We start from the raw sequence: 26,645 nt of genomic DNA on the forward strand, positions 1-26,645 counted from the left end.
GTTCTGTAGCATGATTGCTTAAGGAACAGAGGTTTTTTCATGCACGTGTATTTAGTCGGCGGCGCCGTTCGAGATCAGCTTTTAGGTCATTCCTATCACGAAAAAGATTACGTGGTAGTGGGTGCAACCCCACAACAATTACTCGATCAAGGTTTTACCCCCGTGGGGAAAGATTTCCCCGTTTTTCTACATCCAAAAACAAAAGAAGAATACGCACTCGCCCGCACCGAACGTAAATCGGGAACGGGTTATCATGGTTTCAATTTTTTCACCGCGCCAGAAGTCAGTTTAGAAGACGATCTGATCCGTCGGGATTTAACCATCAATGCCATGGCCATGGACGATGCTGGAAATGTTTATGATCCCTATGGTGGCCAAGATGATTTAAACAACCGGATATTACGTCATGTATCCGAGGCATTTGTCGAAGATCCTTTACGAGTATTACGTGTAGCTCGTTTTGCAGCCCGCTATACAAAATATGGCTTTCAAATTGCCGATGAAACCTTACAACTTATGCAGCGGATCAGTGCATCTGGTGAACTTGAATGTTTAACAGCGGAACGTGTATGGAAAGAAACATCGCGAGCACTGATGGAAGAGCACGCAGATGTTTACTTTCAGGTTTTACGCGATTGTGATGCACTCAAAGTACTTTTTCCAGAAATTGATGCGCTGTTTGGTGTACCGCAGCGGCCAGAATATCACCCCGAAATTGACTGTGGTATTCATACCTTGATGTCTTTAAGACAAGCGTGTAAAGCGAACTATTCACTTGATGTACGTTATGCGGTACTGGTTCATGATTTAGGTAAGGCCCTCACCCCCAAAGAGATGCTACCGCGGCACATCATGCACGAAGAGCGAGGAATCCCACCTGTCGAGGCATTGTCTGATCGGTTAAAAGTATCAACACAAACCAAACAGCTTGCGCTTGCAGTATGTAAAGAACACTTAAAATGCCATCAAGCGATGTCGCTCAAGCCCGGTACGTTATGGCGTTTATTACAACGCCTAGATGTGTTACGTCGACCTGAACGTGTAGAAGCCTTTATACAAGCCTGTGAATGTGATGCACGTGGACGCCTAGGACTCGAAAATCGTCCTTATCCTCAAGCATCATTTTTATATGAGGCGATACAAGTGGTCCGCTCAATCAAGGCACAAGATTTACCCGCTGACATTAAGGGGCCGGAAATTGGCGAAATGTTGATTCAGTATCGTATTGATGCGCTTGCTTCACTTAAACAACGTCATGAGCGATCTGAACATAGCTCATAAAAAAAAGCCTCGAGTGTTCGCACTCGGGGCTTTTTTAATCAAGACAGTCACTTCTTCTGATTAATACATCATACTTTAATATGTATTCAATTCATTCCTAATTTTTTATTTTTTAATCTTTATCTATTTAATTCAATTTTATCCACAATTTAACCCAACCAAAATACTTGGTTTAAAATATTAAAAAAATATAGTTAATTCTGATTAATTCACTCAGAATTAACTTAATTAATCTTACTAATTTTATCAGAATTACATTAATCCCAACCATTTCAATAGGATTAAAATAAAAACCCAACTATTTTAATATGAATTAATTTATTATTATTTAAGTTTATGATTTATATATTAATATTAAACCTTTTTAAAATAAATTATTAAATTATATTTATTTTAAATTGTTTTTATTTAATAATAAAAATAACAACTCAATCTATTTGATTAAATAATGAAATCAAATCAGAATTTAGATAAAAAGCTAATTCGAGAATTAACTTTAATATTAATCTTAAAGTTAATTCTTCTAATATCAATCAAACTTATTTGGTTTGATCATCCTACAACTCCCAAAAACTTTGACCATCACGCTGCTGAGCATATTGCTGGCAGTTTATCCTCAAGCAAGGAGACACGTTGATGATTTCAGAAAGCGTTGTCGATCTTTCGCGGTTCCAGTTTGCCATGACTGCGATGTATCATTTTTTATTTGTACCATTGACGCTTGGTCTAGCATTTCTGCTGGCGATTATGGAAACCACTTATGTGATTTCTGGCAAACAAATCTATAAGGATATGACCCAGTTTTGGGGAAAACTTTTCGGGATTAATTTTGCGCTCGGTGTTACCACAGGTCTAACAATGGAGTTTCAGTTCGGAACCAATTGGGCATACTATTCTCATTATGTTGGAGACATTTTTGGAGCACCTTTGGCAATCGAAGGTTTAATGGCTTTTTTCCTTGAATCAACCTTTATTGGCCTGTTTTTCTTTGGGTGGGACAGATTATCTAAAGTTCAACACCTTGCTGTCACGTGGCTCGTCGCGATTGGTTCCAATATGTCAGCATTGTGGATTTTAGTCGCCAATGGCTGGATGCAAAATCCTGTGGGTGCAGCATTTAATTATCAAACAATGCGCATGGAGCTCGTCGATTTCTCAGCATTAATTTTCAACCCTGTTGCACAGGTCAAGTTTGTTCATACGGTGTCTGCTGGTTATGTCACAGGCGCCGTATTTGTGCTGGCCATTTCAAGCTATTATTTACTTAAAAAACGCGACCTTCCCTTTGCACGCCGTTCTTTTGCAATTGCTGCCATTTTTGGCATGGCCTCAATTTTGTCGGTCATATTGCTTGGAGACGAGTCAGGCTATGAACTAGGTGATGTACAAAAAACCAAACTTGCTGCAATTGAATCTGAATGGGAAACTCAATCGGCTCCAGCAAGTTTTACGCTCTTTGGTATTCCAAATCAGACAGAAATGCGAACCGATTATGCAATCAAAATACCTTATGCATTAGGTTTGATTGCAACACGATCAACCACAGAGCAAGTGACCGGCATTCAGGACTTAATGCGCCAGCATGAAATTCGGATTCGAAATGGTATGCATGCTTATCGAGAGTTAGAGCAGTTGCGCGCTGGCGAACGTTCATTAAAAGTATTGACCTCTTTTGAGAAAAACCAAAAAGATCTCGGTTATGGTCTGTTACTGAAAAAATATGCACCCAATGTTGTTGATGCCTCTGAAGCCGACATTAAAATGGCGGTTAAAGATTCAATTCCAAATGTAAAAGCCTTGTTTTTCTCATTTCGTGCCATGGTTGCAGCAGGCATGCTGATGTTGCTGCTATTTATTTTAGCCGCTTGGGCCGTTGCAAAACGCAATGCAGAAAACAAACCTTGGCTACTCAAATTTGCGCTTTTCGCTCTTCCTCTACCTTGGATTGCTGCACAAACAGGCTGGTATGTCGCAGAAGGCGGCCGTCAACCTTGGACAATTGGTGAAGTATTACCAACCCATTTATCAGCTTCAACTTTAACTTCACATGATGTATGGGGATCAATCTTAGCGCTTGCAACGTTTTATACCGTTTTACTGATTATTGAGATGTATTTAATGATCAAATTTGCACGACTAGGTCCAAGTGCTTTGCACACAGGCAAATATCACTTTGAACAGCCACAGCCGCAAACGTTCTCGACTGGTGAGGTAAAATCATAATGGAATACGAACTATTAAAAATCATTTGGTGGGTTTTGGTTGGCGTATTACTCATCGGATTTGCACTGACAGATGGCTTTGATATGGGGGCTATGGCCATTATGCCTTTCGTTGGTAAAACGGATACTGAAAGACGTAGCGCAATCAATACAATTGCCCCGCATTGGGATGGCAATCAGGTCTGGTTTATTACTGCAGGGGGCGCATTATTTGCTGCTTGGCCTATGGTCTACGCTGTCGCATTTTCAGGTCTATACTGGGCATTACTCTTGGTCTTATTTGCGCTTTTTTTAAGACCGGTGGGGTTCGATTATCGTTCTAAGCTCGAAAATACGACATGGCGTAATGCGTGGGACTGGGCGCTTTGTATTGGAGGTGCAGTACCTGCTTTAGTTTTTGGTATTGCATTTGGCAATCTCTTTTTGGGAATTCCATTTAATCTTGACGACACCTTACGCTCCACATATAGCGGTAGCTTTTTTGGTTTATTAAATCCATTTGCGCTGCTGTGCGGTGTGGTTAGCCTCTCTATGCTATGTGCACATGGTGGATCATGGCTGATGCTTCGTACAGAGGGTGATCTGTATAAGCGCGCAGCGCGGACAACACGTTATATGTCTATCGTTTTTCTGATGGGTTTTGTTGTTGCAGGCGTTTGGCTGTTTATGGGTCATATTAACGGATACAGCTTCGCAAGCCATATAAACACTAACGCCGCTTTAAATCCTCTTGCAAAAGTTGTAGTGACCACTGCAAATCCTGGCTGGATGAATAACTACCATACTTATCCGGTCACATTGCTTGCTCCCCTCATCGCTATTTTAGGTGCATCGCTGGCGACTGGTGGCAGCGTAACAAATAGAGCAGGTTTAAGTTTTACCGGAACCAGCCTAAGTATTATCGGATGCATTCTAACTGCTGGCTTTGCGCTCTTTCCTTTTTTACTGCCATCGAGTGTTCAGCCAAATTCGAGTTTAACGCTTTGGGATGCTGTCTCTAGTCAAAAAACATTGGGCGTTATGACCATTGCGGCCTGTATCTTTGTACCACTCATTTTGCTATATACCGCGTGGTCGTATTACAAAATGTGGGGCGTCATCACCAATCAACATGTTGAATCTCATTCACATCATTTGTATTAAGACGGAGAACGCTTATGTGGTACTTTGCATGGATTTTAGGAATATTGATGGCCTGTTTTGCCAGTGTATTAGGGGCACTTTATATTGAACATCATCAGAATCTCGATGAGGATTAGATCATGTCAGTCGATATATACACTCCTTTACATCATCGATTCATAAGCTGGACTAGACCGATCTCATTTTTAATGGCTTTACCACTGGCCGCAATCATGATGGTCTATCCGAATCTCATGCTTGATCAATATGGAAATTATAGTCACGGTGCTTTAACACTGATCATGTTTGGGATTTGCGGTGGATTTGTTCATGGCGTGGGATTTATTCCAAAATTTTGGCTTTGGAAACTGCTCTTTAACCCGTTAATTTCTTGGCCACTCATGCTGTTGGGCTACGTACTGTGGTATTTACCCTAGAACTTATTTATCCACCCTGCTTAGGGAGGGTGGATAATTTAAATAGATTTATATAGATGAATCAACTCAATCGGCACACATGGTACGCCGACATCTGCATCAACCGGATAAGGTTCTGTATGGCCGCTTTTGATATAGCCTGCACGCAAATAAAATGCGATAAGCTCAGTCCTGACATCTAGTACATACATTTCAAAAATTTTCAGATTTGGATACTTCTGAAGCGCATAGGCTTCAGCCAAAGATAGTACTTGTCGTCCTAATCCTAAATTTTGATATGCTGGTGCTACGCAATAAGTGCCAATTTCAACCCGATCTTTGTTAGAGCTTAAGGCCAGACAAGCAACAGTAACAGGACTATGCTGGCTTGCAGTGAAAATTTCTCCAACCAAAAGCGTTACGTTGCTCTTATAAAAGAGCTGCTTCAACTGATCGAAACCAATACGTTGCCCTTGTACCAGCCCTTGCTCTGAGGTCCAGCTACGCTGTCCGCCAGCTCGATACGATTGATTAATGATCTCGACTAAAGTTGTTAAGTCGTCAGGTTGTGCTTCTCGAATAGTGAGGTTATGCATGCGCTATTTACACAAAAATTCATACCCTCAAACTACTCTAAATGCACTTTAATTCCAAAAAAATTCAGTCAGTTATATATTTACTGTGCTTGCTCTGCCAACCAGGCCATAAATTTTTGACGTTCAGCGTTGGAGGACTTTTTCCAGACATCAACTAAACTCTGGTCATTAGCAGCAACCGAAGCCGTATTTGCTGTATGAACCGTTGTGTAGACAGGTGCTGGCTGCTGAATCGCTGTTGTCTTTTTTTGCGTCAGATCATAGGCTTTACCAAAAATACCACCACTTAACCAAGGCTTAGATTGTGTATTGGCACCTGTTTGCTGAACAAGCAATTGATTGGCACTGTTATACAAACCAATGGTCGGTTGTTCGGCATATTTTTTGGCAGCCTCAAACTCTTGAGGTGCATTGATCAATGCAAGGCGATAGGTTTGATTGTCTTGTAGTGCAGGTGTTTTCAATGTAATTACACCTGATTTTAAAATGTCATGCTCACCATCATTATGACCAAAGTAGCCTTGATAACGAACACTTAGGCTATTTTCACCTGAATCGACTTTAAACACATTTTTAGTGCCACGAAATAGTCCGCTATTCACTTCTTGATCATTGACAGCAAGAATTACAATTTCTTCTGGTGTGGTCAATGTTGCAGCTGCGAACACAGAGCTGCTTAACATCAATCCCAGTACAGCAGCAGTTAATCTAAATGTCATGGCCTACCTTCTTTTGGATCATTTTTTCGATTCAGTGCAGGCACTATGCAACGAGAGCATGACAATTTTATGACACTTATGCGAATTAACTGATGATTAGTTCAATAAATCTATTTATAAAAAAAGAGCATCCTAGATGCTCTTTTTTTATATTCAATATGAATTAGTTAAAGGTTTTAAAACGCTCTTCGTCATTCATAAATGTTTTTTCACCCGCTGGTGCTTCAATTGAACCAAATACCAGTTGTGCACGAAGCTTCCAGTTCGCTGGAACGTCAAAAGTTTGTGCAACTTCTTCATCAATAATTGGGTTGTAGTGCTGTAAAGATGCGCCAATGTTATGATCTGCAAGCGCAGTCCATGTCGCAAATTGTGCAATTGCAGACGAATGTTCAGACCATACTGGGAAATTATCAGCGTAAGCAGCGAATTGCTCTTGTAACCCTTTAATTACATTTTGATCTTCATAAAACAATGCTGTACCAAAACCTGCAGCAAAGCTATCAATCTTGGCATTGGTCCCTTCAAACGCATCTGCTGGTACGATTTTACGCAATGTTTCACGTACGATATTCCAGAACTGATGATGTGACTCACCAAATAAAATCACGACGCGTGATGACTGTGAGTTAAATGAAGACGGGCTATGTTTTACGGCATCTTTAATGATGTCTTCGATCTGATGTTGCTCTAGGGCAACATTTTTACCAATAGCATAGATTGAGCGGCGTTCTTTAATTTTGTCTAAAAATGAAACCATTTTTTGTGTCCTATCGATTTAAGGCACGCAGGCCAGTTGTCTTTGAATGAGTCAAGTTTATCGAGGTCATATGTTGAAATCAGTATTAAATGTACGACATATCGTTTTATTTATAGGACAGTTTTATATTATTAAGCAGATTGAAACAAAAACTCCACATAATGTGGAGTTTTGAAATCAAACTAAGCGATTTGTTACTTCTCAGTTTCAAATAACGCTGCAACAAATGATTTAGCAGAAAAAGGACGCAAATCGTCAATTTTCTCACCCACACCAATAAAGCGAATGGGTACATGAGTACGACTTGCAATATTGAAAAGTACGCCACCTTTTGCAGTTCCATCCAGCTTCGTGATCGTTAGTCCTGTTAATCCAACGGCCTGATCAAACTCTTGCACTTGATTAATCGCATTTTGACCTGTTCCAGCATCAACCACCAACATGATTTCATGCGGTGCAGTTGCATCAATCTTTTGCATGACACGTTTTACTTTTTTGAGCTCTTCCATCAAATTGCTCTTGTTGTGTAAACGTCCAGCCGTATCTGCAATCAGAACATCTATTCCTTTAGCACGCGCACTTTCAAAGGCATCGAAAATAACCGATGCACTGTCTGCGCCATGGCCTTGCGCTACAACTGGAATGTTATTGCGTTCACCCCAGATTTGTAATTGCTCAGTGGCAGCAGCACGGAAAGTATCGCCAGCAGCCAGCATGACTTTCTTTCCTTCGCCCTGTAAACGTTTTGCAAGTTTACCGATGGTGGTGGTTTTCCCCACACCGTTAACACCTACCATTAAAATCACATACGGCGCCTTATTCGGATCGATATGCAACGGTTTAACGCGTGGTGCAAGCAGTGCTACAAGTTCTTCTTGCAAAGCCTTATATAACGAGTGCGAATAAATCAAATCGCCACGCGCAGTTCGTTCGGTCAAGTTGGTAATAATAGTTTTGGTTGCTTCGACACCAATATCGGCCACCAGTAATTGCTCTTCAACCTCTTCGAGCAACTCATCATCAATTTCTTTACCACCAATCAGAATATTTACCATTCCGTCGGCAAGGTTCCGACGGGTTTTGGTTAAACCTTCTTTCATTCGACTGAAAAAACCACCTTTTGCTGATGTCTCTTCAGTCTGTTCAGTTTCTATTTTTTGTTCTTGTACAGCAGGTGTAGGGGCTGCGGTGAAATTTGTTGTATGAGATTCAACAATAGGCACATCAACTGCTGGTAAATTAGGTAACGTGACATCGTCATCACCGATATCAGCATCTATCAAGAATTTATTGTGCATATTGGATTGCTGTTGCATGCCGATTCCCTTGAAAAGCAGCGGGTTAAAAGCGAGAGTTTAACACAGTTTCAGCGCCATGCCTGTGAATATCTGGCACAGGAAGCGGCATAACTAAATCACAACAGGAAAACATTGTTTTCAAAAAATGTTTTTTCAACAATAGAACTCAAGATCAAGCGCCTTGTCACGGATTGGATTGTGTTAAAAGCGAAATATAAGACATTTTTACGTAAAGGCGTTCATTCCTTTTTGTGTGGTTTAAGTGTTTTAGTTGTATGTAAAGTATCGACGCTACAAGCGGCTGAGAGTCAGTTATCGCGTAGCATTGTAGAAAGTACACTTCCAAACGGTCTGAAAGTCATTATCCGTGAGGATCACCGTGCCCCGATTGCAGTGGTGCAACTCTGGTATGGTGTGGGAAGTGCCGACGAACCCGGCCATCTTATGGGAATTTCGCATGCTTTAGAGCACATGATGTTTAAAGGCACCACCAAAGTACCAGACAATGAGTTCACTCGCTTAAGCCGAATTTACGGCGGCCGTGTCAATGCTGCAACTGCGAGTAACTACACCTATTACTATCAGTTGTATCCTAAAGCCTATTTACCATTGGCACTCGAACTCGAGGCCGACCGAATGAAAAATCTGCGCATGAGACAGCAAGATTTCGATACCGAAATTCAGGTGGTGATGGAAGAGCGTCGCCAGCGAATCGAAGATAAACCGACTGCTTTAGGATTTGAACGCTTTCAATGGCTTACCTATCCCACCAGTACCTATCGACAGCCTGTCGCTGGATATATGAAAAATCTTCAAAATCTCAAGCTTGATCAGCTCAAAGACTGGTATAAGACTTGGTATACACCAAACAATGCAACATTGGTGATTATTGGAGATGTAGATGCAGAGCAAACACTCAAACAAGTTCACACCTACTTTGCTTCAATCACATCGTCTCCCTTACCCGCACGTAACGATTTGCTCGAATTTGAACGTGTTGGCTACCGACATATGGAATCCAGTTTAGGTGTACAGGTCCCTAACCTTTATATGGCATGGAATGTTAAATCTTTAGTCACCGCTAAAAATCCGCAGGATGCCTATGCGTTGAGTATTATTCAATCCATACTCAATGGTGGTGTTTCTTCACGCTTACAAACTGAGCTGATCCGCAAAAAGAAAATTTTAACATCGATCAATGTCAGTTATGAACCATACAATCGTGGCGATAGCTTGTTTACCATTACCGCACTGCCTGCGCTTGGCATATCACTTCGTGATGCACAGTACGCTATTCAAGAAGAGCTAGACCAACTTAAAACTCAGCCTTTAGATAACAATGAACTACAACGAGTAAAATCAAGGTTCGTTTCACAGTTGGTGTTTAGCCAAGACGATATTGCAGGACAAGCACACATGATTGGAAATCTCGAAGTGAACGGATTAAGTTTTCGTCTGATTGACGAACTGCCAAGCCACTATGAAAGCGTTCAGCCACAAGATATTCAGCGCGTTGCAAATGCTTATTTTGTTCGAGACAACCTGACCACACTGTACTTGCAACCCGCTTCTAAAGATACACAGGCAGATTAACCCATGAACAAAGTCCTCTGCCTAAAACCATTTCAATTACTGCTACTATCAAGTTTTTTATGTACCACGGTCTACGCCGAAATAACCGATTCGGCAAATGTCATGGCAGAAACTGAAAGCGGACAACTTAAATCACTTCAACAGCTTAGAAGCCTAAAAAGCATATCAGACGATTTGACCAGTAGCGCACCGTATGTGGTCGAACTGCCCGCTCCACAAGGCATTCGCTCACTATTTGTAGAGTCGCAGGCGCTGCCAATGGTCGATATTCAATTGACCTTTAACGCCGGCTCTGCCAGAGACGAATCACTTGGCAAGGGACTATATGGTATTGCGAATATGACGGCCAAACTGCTTGATGACGGAACACCCGATTTAAGTGCAGCGCAAATTGCAAATCGTTTTGAGCAATTGGGAGCAAAGCTAAACGTACAAGCTTACCGCGATATGTTTGTGATTCGCTTACGTGTACTGTCTGATCCCCAGAAGCTTAATCCGGCTGTCGATTTAATGCTCGATCTGATTCAACATTCAAGCTTTGAGCCTTCGGGACTCAATTTGATACTAAGCAATACCAATGTGGGACAAAAACAGCTTCAGGAAAATCCGGAACGTTTAAGCAATATTGCTTTGTACCGTGCAATTTATGGCTATCATCCCTATGCAGAGCCAACTAGTGGCACCGTAGCCAGTACAAAAAAACTCACACCCGTCTTATTAAAACAATTTCGCGATACATTTCTAGTGGCGCAAAATATGAACCTCGCTATAACAGGACAGCTCAATGCACTAGAAGCCAAGCAATTATCAGCACGTATTTTTGAACGCCTTCCTCAAGGGCAACTTGCAGCACCACTACCAGATGCACTTGAGCAACAGGGATTTGATGTCCGAATTCTACCTTATGCAGCCACACAGGCGCATGTCAGTATGGGGCACCTAAGCTTGAAACGTAGCGATCCTGACGTTCTAGCGCTTGAAGTTGCCAATCAAATGCTCGGAGGGAATGGCTTTAACTCGGCACTCATGAAAGAATTACGTGTTAAACGCGGCTATACCTACGGCGCATACAGTTCGTTTAGCTTCACCCAATCTTCAGGACTTTTCCAGCTTAATTATTCCACTCAGCAAAAACAACTTTTTGAAAGCATCCGCGTGGCGCATCAAACCTTAATCAACTTTGTAAACACACCAATTGATTCAAAGCAACTTCAAGAAACCAAAATAGGCATGCTACGTGCATTTCCAATGAGCTTTAGTAGCAATGCCAGTATTAATGCCCAACTCGGAGCAATTGGCTTTTACAGGTTGCCATCGGACTATTTGACAGAATATCCCAAAGCATTGAATGCGCTTAAAGCAGAAGATATTCAGCACGCCATTCGTCGTCACCTTCACCCCGACCGCCTTACCGTGATTGTGGCAGGTCAAGATATCAGTTCAGAACAGATTGAAACACTTTTAAAAGAGAATCTGCACAACTTATCAAGCTCGGCAAAGTCTGTACAAAAATAGCTCAATCGTCTATTGTGGGTCGTCTAAAGAAATTGCTGGATAATAACGCGCTTGAGATTTTTCAAATTGATACGCATGCATCAATTTTAAATAATCACCCAAATCAATCTCAGATTGCTGCAATATGCGCTTGGCCATAATTTGCGTTTTTGGATTATTGGCCTGCTGCGAAAGTGCCACGATATGACGATAATATTGAGTCTTAATCGGCTTATGAAGAGATTGAAAACCAAAGAAAAGAATTGCAGAAATAATCAGAATAACGACGGCATTATAGATTCGTTCAATTTTAAATTCTGACTTAAGTTTTAAAATGTTTTGTTTAGATATGAGCATACCCTACCTCGAATCTGAAGTAGTGTATGACTCATTGAGACTTTTCACAAGTAATCGTGTGAAATGAAACGCATTTTTGAGCACATTAACTGGTTAATGCGCGCACAAAAGCAAAATATAAAATAAATGCAATTAACAAAAGCGTAACGCCAATTGCAAAATAACTTAGTCCCCCTTCGGCATCTGCGGGATGCAAATCATCTTCGTCGGCCAAACGAAGCAGCTCTCCATCGTAAATACGATAAAACTCAGCTTTAAGCTCTGGATCAAGCTGGCGAGTATAATCATACACGCGTTTACGCTGTGCTAAGCAGTAGTCCCCTAAGTGAATCTCTTGGTGAAATACCGCCTCGTCAAGCTGTTGACGATGATATTGAGCCAAGGCAATAATGTCATTACGATCAAAAGGGATGCCAAAGTTAAAGCCATCAATCGTGGTTATCATGTTTTTCTCCTTTGATATAATTCTTCAATTGATTTTAATAAAAAATATTTCAGTTCATTGTTTAATCATGTAAACTTGAAATACAATAAAGTTACCCCACTTATTGTTTGACTTATCCACTAAAATGTAATATTAGTTTAACAATGAACTGTTAAATTGGTTCGCAAGACTGAGATAAGTCTAAAAATGTAATCATAACTACAACTATAAGGAGTTTTTAACTATGATTCAGCAAATCTCTCATCATGAGTTAGAGCATGTGTATGCAACTGCAGTCAACACAATTCAATCACAAATGAATTTTCAAGACGCAGTAACACAGCTCGAAGAAGCGGCCCGTGCCGGCCATGGTAAAGCGGCATTGTTCTTGGCAGAACTTTATTATCAAGGTTTTCGCGTAGAACGTGATTCTATGAAAGCCCAGTACTGGCAAAAGATGGCCACAATGCAAGCATAATGAAACGTCACCTAGGTGGCGTTTTTTAATGTCCGGTTAAAAAAAATTACGATTTTATTCAAGACTTAAACGAAACTTAAATCTTTCTTTTTTATAATACAAAAGCATTTTTAGAACATTTATATCATGAGACGCATTACTCACCTTCCCCCAGCTTCTAAAGATTTAATTCTCAAAATTTCAATTCTTAAAACAATGATGTACTGCGGTACACTTTGGGGTCTTTACCATCAAGGCTGGGCAATTAAATCCGACGAAGACAGCTTCATTTTTCCCTTTTGGTTAAATGGTGTACAAGCTCATCGTTATGCCAAAAAGCATTGGCCTAATTATGTTCCAAAAAAAATCAAGCCGCAGGATTTTCAAACCGCTTTATTACCCACCTTAAAGCGTTTAAACGTAACGCCTGCCTTGTTTAGTTCATCGCAGTGCAAATTTAAACTCTCAACTACGCAAATGAGTCATTTCTTTTTTGCGCAATCTCAGTTGAATGTAATGTAAATCCATCTCGTCATAAGTTTTTTTGTAGGAAGTGATTTTTTTGCATAATTGTTGATCAGCCCATATTTGAATTTTGCTTAATTCAAGTTAAGTTTAATGGGAACAACAAAAACATCCAGAGGGACCCGAATATGACCAATGTCGCCCAAGTTTTACATGAAAAACGTGAACACACCGTATATACCATTTCACCGGACGCAACAGTACTTGAGGCCATCACCCTCATGGCAGACAAAGGCATTGGTGCGCTGGTTGTGGTTGAAAATGATGCAGTAGCGGGAATATTGTCTGAACGCGATTATATGCGCAAGATCACGCTGATGGAACGTTCCTCAGACAACACGTTGGTCAGCGAAATCATGACTGCAAAAGTTTTTACAGTTGATAAATCATTTAGTGTAGAAGATTGCTTACAGCTCATGACAGACCGACATTTACGTCACCTTCCAGTGGTCGAAAACGGTAAACTTCAAGGGCTTATTTCAATTGGTGACTTGGTCAAGGCTGCTATGGAAGATCAACGTCAGTTGATCGTACAGCTTAAGCAATATATCTCGGGTTAAGGCTATAAGTTTAAAGCCGTACACGCGCCTAGCACATCGTTGAAGGTGGCTAAGCGTGTGTTTTAGTCACAACATCAATAAATAAAAGCACCTTCATCAATCATTATCGAGATAAATAACGTGTCATGTCCTCAACCCCTTTGAGGGTCATGGGATACATATGCTTCTCAAAAATTTCATCAATCTGTGCAATGGTTTGTGTGTATTTCCAATACCCTTCTTCTTCTGGATTTAACCACGCAGTTTTATCAAAGTGCTGACGCAAACGGCGTAACCACACTTCACCTGACTCGTCATTCATATATTCTACCGAGCCACCAACCGATCTTAATTCATACGGCGCCATACTGGCATCACCAACAAAGATCACACGATAATCACGGCCATAAGTATGCAACAAGTCCCAAGTGTTTAAGCGGCTTGAGGTACGTCGATAATTATCCTTCCAGACGTAATCATATAAACAATTATGGAAATAAAAGTATTCAAGTGTCTTAAATTCAGTCTTTGCAGCGCTAAATAATTTTTCACATTGCGCCACATGGGCATCCATCGAGCCACCAACATCAAATAACATCAATACCTTAATGCGATTGCGTCGCTCTGGAACCATTTGCACATCTAAAATGCCTTGCTTGGCTGTTTCATGAATAGTTTTGTCGACATCTAGCTCTTCGGCAGCACCTTGACGCGCAAATTTACGTAATCGCCTTAATGCGAGCTGCATTTGCCGAGTACCTAAAACTTGCTCATCATCCAGATTTTGATATTTGCGTTGTTCCCAAACCTTAACCGCAGATTTTTTTCGCCCCGGCCCACCAATGCGAACACCCTCGGGATGATCGCCAAATGCACCAAATGGTGAAGTACCCCCTGTGCCAATCATCCGATTGCCACCTTGATGCTTCTTATGCTGTTCTTGAAGACGTTCTTCGAGCATTTTCATTAGTGCCTCGATCGAGCCTGCCTTTTCAAGTGCTTCTCGTTCTTCAGGCGATAAATGCTTTTCTAATAGTTCTAGATCAAACCAGTCTTTGGGGAGTTTTTGAACCTGTTTAAGCAGCTCATCAAGATCATAGGTTTCGATACCATCAAAATAGTCTTTAATGGCACGATCAAATTTATCGAAGAAACGTTCGTCTTTGACCAAAATAGTTTTGGCCAATTCATAAAATTCCTCTTGATCCGCAAAGACAACGCCTTGAGCAATCGCCTGATTAAGATCAATCAGCTCACGTGTTGTGACCGGAACACCATACTTGCGTAGCGTATAAAACAATCGAACGAACATGGCGCACCATCCTTAACGACGTGTCATAAATGCTAGTCGTTCGAGTAACTGTACATCCTGTTCATTTTTAATCAATGCGCCATATAACGGAGGTATGGCCTTGGTACGATCATGATTACGTAAGATATCTTCAGGCATATCATCGGCCATAAGTAAGCTGAGCCAGTCGATCAGTTCTGAGGTAGAAGGTGGCTTCTTTAAATTAGGCACTTGTCTGAGTTTAAAGAAAATCTGAAGTGCTTCATTGACCAAGGTATTTGAGATCTGCGGAAAATGCACATCAATAATTTCGCGCATAGTCGCTTCATCTGGAAATTCAATATAATGAAAGAAGCAGCGGCGTAAAAATGCATCGGGTAATTCTTTTTCGTTATTCGAGGTAATAATCACGATCGGACGTTGAATTGCACTAATCGTTTCACCAGTTTCGTACACGTAGAAAGACATTTTATCTAGTTCGTGCAGTAGGTCATTTGGAAACTCGATGTCGGCTTTGTCAATTTCATCAATCAACAACACACATCGCTCCTCGCTACGAAAAGCTTCCCATAATTTGCCAGGTTTAATATAGTTTTTTATATCATAAACACGATCATCGCCTAACTGACTGTCACGCAAGCGAGAAACGGCATCATACTCGTAGAGGCCTTGCTGTGCCTTCGTGGTAGATTTGATGTGCCACGTAATGAGCTTCATGCCTAAACTTTGCGCGACTTCTTCTGCCAGCAAGGTTTTACCAGTGCCCGGTTCGCCCTTAATCAACAGCGGTTTTTGCAAAGCGCGCGCTGCTTTTACTGCCAGTTTAAGACCTTCAGTTGCAATATACTGATCTGTACCCGTAAATTGTTGTGCGTCGACAGTCATGTTTTACCTTTATTTTTATTAAACAGAGGATGTGTCCTTGTTCGCGCTATAGTTTGACCATAAATAGCCAATCAATAACCCAAGTCCTGTTACAAATAAAATTAAAGACAAATTTGCCCAAATAAGCGGTTGCTCTTTAGTGAGTACACCAAAAATCACACCAAAAATAGCAGGTGCAATTCCGGCATTCACTCCTTCAGAAATTGTGGGCGTGGCCAGTACGGCAAACAGTACAATCCACGTTACGCCACCAATTAGTCGCGGTAAGCGTTTTGCGATACTGTACCAGCACCACAAAACAATTAGGGTTCCGCCCACATAAGCGGTTATGGCAATGCTGTCTTCAGGAACTGAATCCAGCACTGAAAGTAAGCCGCTCCAAATTCCTGCAAGTTGTTCAAGCACCACGTAATCCCTCTGGCTCATCAGATAAGTTGATAAACCCTTCTGGCGGCATTTGGATAAAAAAGCCTTTTGTTTCAAGTGAATCGAGGACATGCAAAACATTGACACGTGCAAGTTTGCGCGTTTGAGAAAGCTCAAGATGCATGACAAATGTCGGACGACCAAATGCCGTACGCAATGTTTCAGGTAAGATTTCTAAAGGATCTTTGCCTTCTACATCATCATTTGGGTAATCTGGACGAGCTATATAAACGTACATCTCATCTTTCTTACTCGATCTGTAAATATCACAGTGCATAAATCACAACTCTCAAAACTCTAAAAAAGCATACATTAAAAAAATCAACAGATACATGAATGTTTTTCAACGCACCAGTCGTACCACATTTTAAATTTCTATCTTCATTTGCGTCGATAGATACTGTTCATCTTGTTGCAAAATCGCAATCAAAGGCTCGGTCAAAAGGCGATAGCGCCAGCCAAGCAGGTATTCGGGTAATTCATCTTCGTGGCGATGAAACACCACATGTTGATACAACGCATTTAACCATTTCTTACGCAGCAAGACTTCTTTGGGTACCTGCGTTTCATTCACGACATTGTCAATCAATTGATTCATTTTACTCGTAATTTCTTGAGATGAATGTCGGATTGGTCTGGCCATACGTAGTGGCCATTCGTGCTGCTCAGGTAAAAATTTGAGTAAATCTAGAATAGTTTTGCCATGCTCTCGCACGATATTGGGACGGATATCCTTAACTTGCGACAACTGAAAGGTATTTTTTGGATTTTTTTCGACCAGATCAATCATGGTCGCATTTTTTAAGATAAAACTGCGTGGCTGGTTGATCGCCTTAATCAGTTGTTCACGCCACACAGTGAGTTGCTGTAACTGCATCAGTTGACGCCGCGAATGGCGATAATTCGCAACATCGGTATACAGTAAATGCTGGGGTGTTTCGGTTCCAATTTCTTTGGTCAGATGCTGGCAGTCTTCGATCACGAAATCGCACAATTGTTTGGCTTGTAATTGCGCTTTGATTTCATCAGACAATTGTAAAATATAAAGCACGTCATTGGCGGCGTATTGGAGCTGTTCTTCACTGAGTGGTCTTGCGAGCCAGTCAGATCGGGTTTGGTCTTTTTCGATATCAATATTTAAAATGAGTTTGAGCGCGGCCTGATAACTCACTTGCAAACCATGGCCTAAAAAAGACAATCCCACTTGGGTATCAAATACATTGTCTAGATATTTACGCTGCGCATAATGATAAATCAGATCGATATCTTCGCCGCAGGCGTGAAAAACGTTTTGCTCTGCTGCAAAAAGCTTATTCCAAAATTCACTTAAATCGAGTGTGGCCCCATCGAGTAAAAAGACAGTACCATTTAAATTGATTTGAAAAACACCTAATTTAGGCCAAAGCGTATCCACTTTGATGAACTCTGTATCCAGCCCATACACTGAACATTGGTTCATGATTGATAAAACATCAGCAAGTTGATCTTGCTGCTGGATAAACTGAAACATTTTTTCCCGATTTAGCCACAAGGTGCATTTAATATTCTGGCATATATATACCACTTCAATTGCAACTTTTGCCAGACAAACTATTCCTAATATTTTATTTTTTAGACAAACCCACAAAATCGCTTATTTTATAAGCACATTCTTCATTTTATAGTGACCTGCACATTCTAAAATATGCAGGTTCAAATAGACCAAATGATAAAAATCATTCAAAAAGACTATTTCATTTGCATTCGATTATGCACAGCCTGACTCAGGGTATGGCTATCGACATATTCAAGCTCACCGCCTTGAGGTACACCTTGTGCAATGCGTGTCATATGGATCGGTAAATGCTTGGTGGCTTCGAGCAAATAGTGCGCAGTTGCCTGACCTTCTACCGTTGCATTGGTTGCTAGAATCACTTCTTCAATTTCACCCTGACTCAAACGGTGAATCAGTTGCGGAATACCGATTTCTTCAGGCCCAATACCATCTAGAGGCGACAGATGCCCACCCAATACATGATATTTACCGCGAAAGCTTCCGCTTTGCTCTATGGCCATGACATCTGCGGGTGATTCCACCACACAGAGTACCTGCCCGTCACGTTCATTAGATAAGCAAATATCACAGACCTCATTTTCAGTCAGTGAATTGCAAATACGACAGGCATGAATATGACTTGAGGCTTCATGTAGCGCATGAGACAGCGCAAACGCGCCTTCTCTATTTTTCATGAGCAGATGCAAAGCCATGCGCTGAGCCGATTTCGGCCCAACACTTGGTAAAATTCGCAGTGCTTGAACAAGTTGTTCAAATCGATCGCTAAACACGCTTTATGGGTCCTTAAAATAAACCAGATAGGCCAGGCGGTAAGCCCATGCCTGCATTTGCACCTTTCATTTTTTCTTCTGCAACTGCTTCAGCTTGACGTACCGCGTCGTTTACCGCAGCAGCGATTAAGTCTTCAATCATGTCAGGTTCATCTTGTAGCAGATCCGGACTAATCTCGATACGTTTGACAACAAAACGGCCTGTCATGGTCACTTTAACTAAACCACCACCCGCTTCTGCCTGTACTTCGGTTTTTGCAAGCTCTTCTTTGGCCTTTTTGGTATTGGCTTCCATATCTTTTTGCATGCGCTGTGCTTGCTGCATAAGCATATTAATGTTCATCGGGATTCCTCCAAAAACAGTAAATTTGTTTGACTGTATATAAATTAGATCAGATCAAGTCCGCGTTCGATATCACGGATGATATCAGATACATCTTCCAACCCCGCAGATAAACGAATCAAACCTTCTTGAATACCTGCGGCCTGTTTCGCTTCAGGCGATAATTTACCATGGGTTGTGGTTGCAGGATGCGTAATCGTCGATTTGGCATCACCAAAGTTACCTGTAATTGAAATAAATCGAGTGTTATCGATTACTTTCCACGCACCTTCACGGCCACCTTTCACCACAAAAGAAACAATGCCACCAAAACCTTTTTGCTGCTTGGCTGCACGTTCATGACCAATATGCTCTGGTAAACCCGCATAATAGACTTTTTCCACTTTCTCATGTTGGTTGAGCCATTCCGCGATTTTTTGTGCATTTTCACAATGCACTCTCATTCTGAGTTTCAGCGTTTCAAGCCCTTTAAGGAAAATCCATGCGTTAAAAGGACTCATCGATGGCCCTAATGTACGTACCACGCCAAAGACTTCCTCAAGCAACTTATGGCTACCTGTGACTGCACCACCTAATGCACGGCCTTGCCCATCGATGTATTTGGTTGCAGAGTAGATCACCAAATCTGCCCCTAATTTGAGGGGCTGTTGCAATACAGGTGTACAAAAGCAATTGTCGATCACCAGCATGGCATTTTGTGAATGAGCAATTTCTGACAATGCGGGAATATCAGCAACCTCAGCTAACGGGTTCGATGGCGACTCTGCAAATAAGATTTTTGTTTCAGGACGTAAGGCATTTTTCCATGTATCCATGTCGTTTAAATCGACAAAGGTAACCTCTACACCGAATTTTGCGATGTACTTTTCAAACAAAGCCACAATTGAACCAAAAACGGCACGCGAACAAATGACATGATCGCCCGCTTTTAAAAATGCCATACAAACTGACAAAATTGCGCCCATTCCCGAGCTAGTCGCAATCGCACGTTCTGCACCATCCATTGCCGCTAGACGCTTTTCAAACATGGCCACCGTTGGATTGGTAAAACGAGAATAAATATTGCCCGACACTTCACCTGAAAATTTTGATGCCGCTTCAGCTGCATTTTTATAAACAAAAGATGACGTCAAATAAATCGGCTCGGCATGTTCGCCTTCAAAGCTGCGGTTATGACCGGTTCGAATGGATAATGTGTCTACTTGATATTCTAATTCATCGTCATGGCTATGCATTGCTGTGCTCTCAGTCTTAAGACCGCTCATATAAAAATGCCAACATTTTGAGCGTGTCATGTATTTAAGGTCAAGGTAAAAGATCAATTAATCGCTTAGACTGCATCCAAACCCTTTCGGATTTTGGAAAATGCAAAGAATGGATTCACTCAAATCCCTTATTCACAACCAGCAGATCAAGCTTAAACATCTTTCGGCTCGACTCTTTAGGGAAGAATCTCTCGTTATTTCTCAAACTACGCCTTATCAGGTGATTGGTGAGTTTGGGCAAACACGCATCCGCTATTATGCAGCAAGCACCAAACGATATAAAGAACCTCTGGTTTTTGTTGCACCGCTTGCCATCAACATGGCCATTTACGATCTTTATCCGTATCGCTCATTGATTCGTTACTTTCAAGAAAACGGATTTGATATCTACCTGATTGACTGGGGCCGTTTAAGCTATCGTGATCGACATCTGAATTTTTTATCGTTCATCGATGACGCCCTACCGCGTTATTTAAAGATGATTTGCACACATGCCAAAAGTGATCAGGTGTCGTTGCATGGCTGGAGTATGGCTGGGATTTTTGTCATGCTCTATAGTGCCTTGCATCATGCGAAGCATGTAAAAAACCTGATTGTACTGGGAAGCCCTATCGATAGTTATGCCTCGGGAAGAATTGGCAAGCTGTATCGTTTTGTCCATAACACCATCCAAAAAAATCCGTCTCTTGAACGTCGCATTTATGCGGGTTTACCCAAAAAACTGATTCATACGCCGGGCGTGTTAAATGCGTTGGGATTTAAAATTTTAGATCCTAAAGGCTGGATTGATGGTCACGTACAGTTACTTAAAAATCTTGAAAGCAAAAAACTGGTTCAGGAGCATGCCACACTGAGTCACTTTTTAAATAACATGATTGATTATCCGGGGGGAATCAATCAGGACATGCTATTTAATGTTTGGCTACAAAATCCATTAAAAGATGGCAAAATTCAGCTTAAAAATACCATAGTCGATCTAAAGAATATTGATTGCGCGCTTTTGGTGGGTGCAGGTCGTTCCGATCAGCTCGTCACAGCAGACGCGGTAAAACCATTAATTAAATTGACAAACAGTACAGATGTCACGTTTACTCTTATTCCGGGTGGACATCTGGGTTTGATGTCGAGCCAAGCCAGTTCCGAAGAGTTTTGGCCGCAGTTTAAAGATTGGTTAATACAACGTTCAACGCAAATAAAGAAAGAGTAAATCTATGATTCAATCAGTTGCATTTATCGGTTTAGGCGCTATGGGATATCGTATGGCGTCGCATTTACCGAAGCATTTTGACACGGTCTATGTATGGAATCGAAACTTTGAAAAAGCCAAACAACACGCCAATGAGTATGGTACTCAGGCAGTTGAACTTGAACAGGCTGTACAAGCCGATGTTATTTTTTCATGTTTACCTACTAGTACAGATGTCGAAAACCTGATTGAATCGTTACAACTTAAACCTGGCACTATCTGGGTAGATTGTACCAGTGGCGTGCCAGACTCAGCGCGCACCTTGTCTGAAACACTTAAAGCCCAAAATGTAGATTATCTCGATGCACCAGTGAGCGGTCAGACCATTGGCGCCGAAAATGCAACACTTACCGTGATGGTCGGTGGTGATGCCGCTGCCTTTGAGCGTGCCTATCCGGCGATGCAAGCGATTGGTAAATTGATCAAACATGTAGGTACATCTGGTGCGGGCTTTGCCGTGAAGGCCGTCAACAACATGTTGCTTGCAGTTAACCTGTGGTCAGTGGCAGAAGGATTTACTGCACTCAAAGCCCACGGCGTTAATTTAAATGAAGCGCTAGACTGCATCAATGCCTCAAGCGGAAAAAGTGGCGTGACTGAAACCGTGTTGCCTCAGCGTGTGTTAAATCGAAGCTTTCCGGTCACATTTGCACTTCCGCTCTTAGCAAAAGACACTGGAATTGCATTAGATTTACTGCAATCTGCAAAACTTCCTGCACCAGTGATAGGATTAACGCAAAGCCTGATTCAAGCCGCAAGCGCAACAGCCGACGAAAATAGTGATTTTTCTGCGGCTGTAAAGTTTTATGAATCTTGGAGCAAAATCACACTTGAATAGCCAAAATTTTAAAAGTCGCATGCTTTTACTATAAGCTATTCATACAAGTCATTTTTAGGTAAGAGAATCATCTAGTGTTCTTTTACCTTTTTTTATTCTTTTCTGTCACCCAAAGGGTAATGACACCATCGACCACCAACACGCCATCGGCTGTGTGTGCCTGAACCTGAATTTCAAAATCACCCGTATGCCAATCTTGTGCAATCGAAGCGGTCAGCTTGATATCTGAATCGGCCTTCGCCAAATAACTGACTTGCATTCCTTTGGGTAACCAACGTAAATGTTTTGGAACAGATGCTTCTGCTAATACGCCCATTACAAATTCAAGTCCATTACAAATGGCAATCACGTGCACTGTACCAATATGATTTTCTAAAGATCTTCTTTTCTTGATATGGGCGATACAGCTTTGCGTATCTAAATGCTCAATCACAGGATCAACTGTTTTAAAATAAGGTGCGACCCGGCTCACTACTTTAGATAAAACCGTTAAACCACCCGGTATATGGCGGAGTGATTTAAATAGCGCCAATACATCATTTTCATGTGGATGCGGCTGCTTTAAAAATTTTGCTTTTAAACTTGAAATATAATGACTCATGTCTTTGCTCTTTTGAGAATTTGATTGCATTACACTGGGGTGATCTTAATTGCCGTACTCAAATCACGCACTAAACTGAAATTGAGGGTATCACCCAGATGCACTTTTGATAATAATAAAAACTGAACCACTCGTTTAAAACCATAAAAACTAAGCTATTTTTATCGCTTTATGAAGTATTACAGGAAGTATCGGCGCTTTTTTACAAGATATGGATGAAATATGAAGCGAAATTACACTTGAGTAATTATTCAGCATTGAATTATTTTTGAAACCCCTTATATTGGGAAATAGGTCGTTACAATTAAGTCGACGATACAAGAGGAAAAGCGCATGAATAAGCTTGCTGTTGCATTTTTTACTGGACTCATTACCTTGAGTGGTGCCTCAGTGTTCGCTGCAACACCTGAACAAGAGTGTAAAAAACTGCAAGATGATTACAACCTCATTTATGCAGCAAAAGGCTTCTGCTTTAAAGATCCGGAAGCGAAAGCCAAATATGGTAATGATAACTGCTTTACCACCAAGCCAAAGTTTTCAGACAAAGAGCAGCAACGACTTGACCAGATCAAAGATCGTCAGAAAGAATTGAACTGTAAATAATCCCTGCTGTTGATGTTGATAAGGAATAAACATGGCTTACGATGACCAAAACATTTTTGCGCGTATTTTACGTGGTGAACTTCCGGCTATAAAAGTGTATGAAGATGATCACGTGCTTGCATTTATGGATATCATGCCTCAGGCCGATGGTCATACACTTGTGATACCAAAAACTCCTGCTGAAACTCTGCTGGATTTACCAGCTGATGCAGCAGCCTACATCATTCAAATTGTGCAAAAAGTTGCGCAGGCAATTGAGAAAGCACTTGATGCCAAAGGCATTGTATTAATGCAATTATCTGGTGCGGCGGCAGGTCAAACGGTTCCACACGTACACTTTCATCTGATTCCAAGTTCAATTCATGAACTCGGCCGCCATGCAGCCCAAATGGGTGATCAAGAGAAAATTGCTGGGTTTGCAGAAAAAATTAAAGCTGCACTCTAGTCGTTATAGAAATTAAAAGGAGCTTCGGCTCCTTTTTTATTGATCAATTTAAGCATATAGATTAAAGATAAGTTTTCCATAACTCGTCATTAAATTGTCACTTAGTCTTCACCCCTTTGTAACAAAGTTTGCAGATACTGCTTAGCAAGTTGGTGAGCTTATGTAACTTTTTGTACAGAAGCAAACTTATAAAAGTGAATTGGATCTTCTGCCAGTTACAAAAAATCGTGGAGATATTTAATGAAAAAATTGCTTCTTGTTGCTGCTGTTTCAACGTTGGGGTTTAGTACTGTTCAAGCTGCACCTACACTATATGGTAAGTTGAACGTGACTTTGGATCAGGCTGATAATTTCGACTTTGCAGGCAACAACGTGACAGCGCTTAACTCAAATGCTTCACGTATCGGGATTAAAGGCGAAGAAAAATTAACCGATAAACTTTCTGTACTATATTTGGCAGAATGGGCAATTTCGACTGATGGTTCTGGCTCTGACGGTGACTTGAATGCGCGTAACCGTTACTTGGGCTTAAAATTCAAGGATATCGGCAGCCTTAAAGCAGGTAAATACGATTCTTACTTTAAAACTGCGGCGGGTAACAACCAAGACATCTTTAACGATCACACCATTTTGGATATGACCTCTGTACTACATGGTGAAGAGCGTCTGAACAACGTGATTGGCTTTGAAACTGATAAAAATCTGATCATTCCGGGTTTGCAGTTCAATATCATGGCGCAGCAAGGCGAACAAAATACTGGTGACAACACTGCTTTGGGCCAAGAAGGCAAACGTAATGGCTTTGGTGACAGTATTTCAACCTCACTCAGCTACGAAAACAAAAATTATGGTTTGGCTGCTGCTATTGCAGGTAACTTTGGTGTGGCTGGTAAATACAATGCCTACAACCTTTCTGGCATTTACTCAGATGCAATCCGTCTGACCGGTTCAGTTGATTTTGCAACTTATGGTCTAGATGGTTTTGTGGTAGGTGCGTTATGGCAAAATGCCAAACCAACTGACGATACTGTATCGACCACTGCAAGCTCTGTTGTGACCTCATACCGTGGGCTTGAAGAAGATGCTTATGGTATTACTGCAGCGTATGCGTTCCCATCAACACCATGGAAACTCAAAGCTGAATATATTGCCTCAGATACGTCTGTAGATACGCGTTCAGATCGCAAGATTTCACAATATGGCCTTGGGGTAGACTACAACCTCAATAAGCAAGCCCGCTTGTACGGCGTGTTGGCTCAGCAAAAACGTGACTGGTTAGCTAGCGATGATAAGCGTACCGTGATTGGTTTAGGTATGGAATACAATTTCTAAGCCTTACAGCTTACATAAAATAAAAGGGCTAATGCCCTTTTATTTTTTTAAGAAACCCGAAACCAAATTAAGCACATTTTGAATATCTTGATTGGCTTCTTGTGAGTTGGTTTTATCGCCTTGAGGCGTTAACGAGTTGATAATTTGTGGCAAAACTGACGAAATAGCACTATATACATCCTGCTTAGGTGCTTGAGTTTGCTGTGCCACCTGCTCGACCTCTTGATCATCAAAAAGCTGCTCAACCTGCTCCTTAGCCACATCGTGGTTGTTGGTTTGCTCAGGATCCACCCAGCTTTGCACCTGAGTACCCAGACCTGCATTTTTAAGCTTATCGAGCGCGCCTTGCAAACCACCTTGCTTTTGAATCCATGCCAAAATAAGTGGTACAACTGCAATCAGTAACGTTTGCGCTGTACTTTTGCCTGCTCCCGTTGCCGATGTATTTGAGCTGTTTCCAAACTGATTGAGCACTGAGCTTAAAATCCCGCCTAATCCAGTATTGGTATTTTGCTGCGGATTCGCTTGTTGCTGCTGCGTTTGGCCACTGAGTTGCCCAAGTACACTACCTAAAATTCCACCCAATCCACTATTTTGCGAAGATTGAGCATTATTGCCAAGCGCCTGCTTTGCGAGCGTTTCAACAATATTTTTTAAATCTGTCATTGTTTGAATCCTGCCATCATTTTTTCTATCGTCTTAAACAGGATAGAAAAAGCAGAGAGCGGATTCAAAATACAATTTGTATTTTTTTACTTAACAATGATGTATTACCAACGAAATTTATCCCAGTTTTCAGGGTTGGCCCAAAATTTGGAGTTAAACCAGTCTGGTACATGTTTATAAGTCAAAATATTAAATTGCCATAACGCAAAATCTGCATCGTGAAGGGTTTTATCAATTAACTGGGTAAATCCTAATGAGCGCAATAATTTCTCGTCTTGTCTTTTACTGACCACCACAATCCGTTTGGCCATTAAATCACGCAAACGGACCAGTACTTGCGCTTTTTCTGTCTCTGAAATCTTTTGCATTTCAGTGGTATCAAAAACAACAAAACCCAAATCATAACGCTGCGTAAAAGGAAGACTTAAAAACGCATTTACGCTAAAATAATGCCACTGAATTGCGCTATTTTGGTCAATATTCTGACCTATACAAAGTGCAGTATGTATGGGCTGTTCACTTGATAAATCGTCTAGCATAGAAGTGATGACATTCTGTTCAGCCATAACTGCAACC

The 26,645-nt window shown here is 41.2% G+C and carries 33 protein-coding genes; 16 read left to right on the top strand and 17 right to left on the bottom strand.

Features of this window, described 5'->3' with window-relative positions; all coding sequences use genetic code 11:
- The first annotated feature begins 39 nt into the window (after positions 1–39).
- The 6 genes from Aso01_RS00200 to Aso01_RS00225 all read left to right on the top strand — a co-directional run bounded on the left by Aso01_RS00200 (position 40) and on the right by Aso01_RS00225 (position 5,062).
- Positions 40–1,281: a multifunctional CCA addition/repair protein gene (locus tag Aso01_RS00200; protein ID WP_004938575.1), complete on the top strand. Its 1,242-nt coding sequence runs from the start codon at positions 40–42 to the stop codon at positions 1,279–1,281.
- A gap of 448 nt (positions 1,282–1,729) precedes the next feature.
- Complete coding sequence (gene cydP / locus Aso01_RS15955; protein ID WP_025094787.1) at positions 1,730–1,918, top strand: cytochrome oxidase putative small subunit CydP; 189 nt, start codon at positions 1,730–1,732, stop codon at positions 1,916–1,918.
- A complete protein-coding gene (locus Aso01_RS00210) occupies positions 1,918–3,504 on the top strand; it encodes a cytochrome ubiquinol oxidase subunit I (RefSeq protein ID WP_004938578.1) in 1,587 nt (528 codons plus the stop codon). The genes cydP and Aso01_RS00210 overlap by 1 nt, the downstream gene beginning before the upstream one ends.
- Positions 3,501–4,646: a cytochrome d ubiquinol oxidase subunit II gene (gene cydB, locus Aso01_RS00215; RefSeq protein ID WP_039909976.1), complete on the top strand. Its 1,146-nt coding sequence runs from the start codon at positions 3,501–3,503 to the stop codon at positions 4,644–4,646. Before Aso01_RS00210 ends, cydB begins: the two co-directional genes overlap by 4 nt.
- Before the next feature lie 14 nt (positions 4,647–4,660).
- Positions 4,661–4,762 (top strand): cytochrome bd-I oxidase subunit CydX, encoded by a 102-nt coding sequence (gene cydX, locus Aso01_RS00220; RefSeq protein WP_004938584.1) that lies wholly within the window; start codon positions 4,661–4,663, stop codon positions 4,760–4,762.
- 3 nt (positions 4,763–4,765) lie between these two features.
- On the top strand, positions 4,766–5,062 hold the full coding sequence (locus Aso01_RS00225; RefSeq protein WP_004938587.1) for a cyd operon YbgE family protein: 297 nt from the start codon (positions 4,766–4,768) through the stop codon (positions 5,060–5,062).
- A 38-nt stretch (positions 5,063–5,100) separates the two neighbouring features.
- On the opposite strand, the gene Aso01_RS00230 is transcribed toward Aso01_RS00225, so the two are convergent.
- From Aso01_RS00230 to ftsY, 4 genes are all read right to left on the bottom strand, one after another.
- A complete protein-coding gene (locus tag Aso01_RS00230) occupies positions 5,101–5,637 on the bottom strand; it encodes a GNAT family N-acetyltransferase (protein ID WP_004938590.1) in 537 nt (178 codons plus the stop codon).
- An 80-nt stretch (positions 5,638–5,717) separates the two neighbouring features.
- Positions 5,718–6,356: a DUF2057 family protein gene (locus tag Aso01_RS00235; protein WP_004938593.1), complete on the bottom strand. Its 639-nt coding sequence runs from the start codon at positions 6,354–6,356 to the stop codon at positions 5,718–5,720.
- A 163-nt stretch (positions 6,357–6,519) separates the two neighbouring features.
- Entirely contained in the window at positions 6,520–7,116 is a 597-nt protein-coding gene (locus Aso01_RS00240) for a nitroreductase family protein (protein WP_004938596.1), read from the bottom strand.
- A 194-nt stretch (positions 7,117–7,310) separates the two neighbouring features.
- Positions 7,311–8,432, bottom strand: a complete 1,122-nt coding sequence (gene ftsY, locus Aso01_RS00245; RefSeq protein WP_004938599.1) for a signal recognition particle-docking protein FtsY — start codon at positions 8,430–8,432, stop codon at positions 7,311–7,313.
- Between the two features lie 231 nt (positions 8,433–8,663).
- Here ftsY and Aso01_RS00250 point away from each other — a divergent pair, with 231 nt between their 5' ends.
- Together Aso01_RS00250 and Aso01_RS00255 are read left to right on the top strand one after the other, a co-directional pair.
- The gene (locus Aso01_RS00250) at positions 8,664–10,007 is read left to right on the top strand and encodes a M16 family metallopeptidase (protein ID WP_042065102.1); all 1,344 of its coding nucleotides are present in this window, start codon (positions 8,664–8,666) and stop codon (positions 10,005–10,007) included.
- Between the two features lie 3 nt (positions 10,008–10,010).
- A complete protein-coding gene (locus Aso01_RS00255) occupies positions 10,011–11,522 on the top strand; it encodes a M16 family metallopeptidase (RefSeq protein ID WP_004938604.1) in 1,512 nt (503 codons plus the stop codon).
- A gap of 9 nt (positions 11,523–11,531) precedes the next feature.
- Here the strand turns inward: Aso01_RS00255 and Aso01_RS00260 are convergent, their stop codons facing one another.
- Together Aso01_RS00260 and Aso01_RS00265 are read right to left on the bottom strand one after the other, a co-directional pair.
- Entirely contained in the window at positions 11,532–11,858 is a 327-nt protein-coding gene (locus Aso01_RS00260) for a hypothetical protein (protein WP_004938607.1), read from the bottom strand.
- A gap of 85 nt (positions 11,859–11,943) precedes the next feature.
- Complete coding sequence (locus tag Aso01_RS00265) at positions 11,944–12,303, bottom strand: hypothetical protein (protein ID WP_004938610.1); 360 nt, start codon at positions 12,301–12,303, stop codon at positions 11,944–11,946.
- Between the two features lie 223 nt (positions 12,304–12,526).
- On the opposite strand from Aso01_RS00265, the gene Aso01_RS00270 reads away from it, so the two are divergent.
- The 3 genes from Aso01_RS00270 to Aso01_RS00280 all read left to right on the top strand — a co-directional run bounded on the left by Aso01_RS00270 (position 12,527) and on the right by Aso01_RS00280 (position 13,824).
- Complete coding sequence (locus tag Aso01_RS00270; protein ID WP_004938612.1) at positions 12,527–12,760, top strand: SEL1-like repeat protein; 234 nt, start codon at positions 12,527–12,529, stop codon at positions 12,758–12,760.
- A 126-nt stretch (positions 12,761–12,886) separates the two neighbouring features.
- Positions 12,887–13,261, top strand: a complete 375-nt coding sequence (locus Aso01_RS00275; RefSeq protein WP_004938614.1) for a DUF2750 domain-containing protein — start codon at positions 12,887–12,889, stop codon at positions 13,259–13,261.
- Positions 13,262–13,392: 131 nt separating this feature from the next.
- Positions 13,393–13,824, top strand: a complete 432-nt coding sequence (locus Aso01_RS00280) for a CBS domain-containing protein (RefSeq protein WP_004938616.1) — start codon at positions 13,393–13,395, stop codon at positions 13,822–13,824.
- A 103-nt stretch (positions 13,825–13,927) separates the two neighbouring features.
- On the opposite strand, the gene Aso01_RS00285 is transcribed toward Aso01_RS00280, so the two are convergent.
- The 8 genes from Aso01_RS00285 to Aso01_RS00320 form a co-directional block, all read right to left on the bottom strand.
- Entirely contained in the window at positions 13,928–15,115 is a 1,188-nt protein-coding gene (locus Aso01_RS00285; protein ID WP_004938618.1) for a vWA domain-containing protein, read from the bottom strand.
- A 12-nt stretch (positions 15,116–15,127) separates the two neighbouring features.
- Positions 15,128–15,979: an AAA family ATPase gene (locus Aso01_RS00290; RefSeq protein WP_004938619.1), complete on the bottom strand. Its 852-nt coding sequence runs from the start codon at positions 15,977–15,979 to the stop codon at positions 15,128–15,130.
- A gap of 18 nt (positions 15,980–15,997) precedes the next feature.
- Positions 15,998–16,384, bottom strand: a complete 387-nt coding sequence (locus Aso01_RS00295; RefSeq protein WP_025094797.1) for a hypothetical protein — start codon at positions 16,382–16,384, stop codon at positions 15,998–16,000.
- A complete protein-coding gene (locus Aso01_RS00300; RefSeq protein WP_004938621.1) occupies positions 16,377–16,682 on the bottom strand; it encodes a YcgL domain-containing protein in 306 nt (101 codons plus the stop codon). Before Aso01_RS00300 ends, Aso01_RS00295 begins: the two co-directional genes overlap by 8 nt.
- 90 nt (positions 16,683–16,772) lie before the next feature.
- Positions 16,773–17,915: a ribonuclease D gene (locus tag Aso01_RS00305; protein WP_004938622.1), complete on the bottom strand. Its 1,143-nt coding sequence runs from the start codon at positions 17,913–17,915 to the stop codon at positions 16,773–16,775.
- Positions 17,916–18,133: 218 nt separating this feature from the next.
- Positions 18,134–18,730 carry a recombination mediator RecR gene (gene recR, locus Aso01_RS00310; protein WP_004938623.1) on the bottom strand — a complete coding sequence of 199 codons (597 nt, stop codon included), beginning with the start codon at positions 18,728–18,730 and terminating at the stop codon, positions 18,134–18,136.
- Between the two features lie 13 nt (positions 18,731–18,743).
- Entirely contained in the window at positions 18,744–19,073 is a 330-nt protein-coding gene (locus Aso01_RS00315) for a YbaB/EbfC family nucleoid-associated protein (protein ID WP_004938624.1), read from the bottom strand.
- Positions 19,074–19,117: 44 nt separating this feature from the next.
- Complete coding sequence (locus Aso01_RS00320; protein ID WP_004938625.1) at positions 19,118–20,308, bottom strand: O-succinylhomoserine sulfhydrylase; 1,191 nt, start codon at positions 20,306–20,308, stop codon at positions 19,118–19,120.
- A gap of 139 nt (positions 20,309–20,447) precedes the next feature.
- On the opposite strand from Aso01_RS00320, the gene Aso01_RS00325 reads away from it, so the two are divergent.
- Positions 20,448–21,545, top strand: a complete 1,098-nt coding sequence (locus Aso01_RS00325; protein WP_025094800.1) for an alpha/beta fold hydrolase — start codon at positions 20,448–20,450, stop codon at positions 21,543–21,545.
- A 4-nt stretch (positions 21,546–21,549) separates the two neighbouring features.
- Entirely contained in the window at positions 21,550–22,422 is an 873-nt protein-coding gene (locus tag Aso01_RS00330) for an NAD(P)-dependent oxidoreductase (protein WP_004938627.1), read from the top strand.
- Positions 22,423–22,504: 82 nt separating this feature from the next.
- Here the strand turns inward: Aso01_RS00330 and Aso01_RS00335 are convergent, their stop codons facing one another.
- Positions 22,505–23,023 carry a hotdog fold domain-containing protein gene (locus Aso01_RS00335; protein WP_004938628.1) on the bottom strand — a complete coding sequence of 173 codons (519 nt, stop codon included), beginning with the start codon at positions 23,021–23,023 and terminating at the stop codon, positions 22,505–22,507.
- Positions 23,024–23,356: 333 nt separating this feature from the next.
- Between Aso01_RS00335 and Aso01_RS00340 the strand changes: the two genes are divergently transcribed.
- From Aso01_RS00340 to Aso01_RS00350, 3 genes are all read left to right on the top strand, one after another.
- Positions 23,357–23,626: a YARHG domain-containing protein gene (locus Aso01_RS00340; protein WP_004938629.1), complete on the top strand. Its 270-nt coding sequence runs from the start codon at positions 23,357–23,359 to the stop codon at positions 23,624–23,626.
- A gap of 31 nt (positions 23,627–23,657) precedes the next feature.
- On the top strand, positions 23,658–24,071 hold the full coding sequence (locus Aso01_RS00345; protein WP_004938631.1) for an HIT family protein: 414 nt from the start codon (positions 23,658–23,660) through the stop codon (positions 24,069–24,071).
- 240 nt (positions 24,072–24,311) lie between these two features.
- Entirely contained in the window at positions 24,312–25,403 is a 1,092-nt protein-coding gene (locus Aso01_RS00350) for a porin (RefSeq protein WP_004938633.1), read from the top strand.
- A 39-nt stretch (positions 25,404–25,442) separates the two neighbouring features.
- Here Aso01_RS00350 and Aso01_RS00355 read toward each other — a convergent pair whose 3' ends face one another.
- Together Aso01_RS00355 and Aso01_RS00360 are read right to left on the bottom strand one after the other, a co-directional pair.
- Positions 25,443–26,069, bottom strand: a complete 627-nt coding sequence (locus tag Aso01_RS00355; RefSeq protein ID WP_004938635.1) for a YidB family protein — start codon at positions 26,067–26,069, stop codon at positions 25,443–25,445.
- A 104-nt stretch (positions 26,070–26,173) separates the two neighbouring features.
- The gene (locus Aso01_RS00360; RefSeq protein ID WP_004938637.1) at positions 26,174–26,635 is read right to left on the bottom strand and encodes a DUF6231 family protein; all 462 of its coding nucleotides are present in this window, start codon (positions 26,633–26,635) and stop codon (positions 26,174–26,176) included.
- Positions 26,636–26,645: the final 10 nt, after the last annotated feature.

It is taken from the genome of Acinetobacter soli (assembly GCF_000760595.1).
GTDB classification, from domain to species: Bacteria; Pseudomonadota; Gammaproteobacteria; order Pseudomonadales; family Moraxellaceae; genus Acinetobacter; species Acinetobacter soli.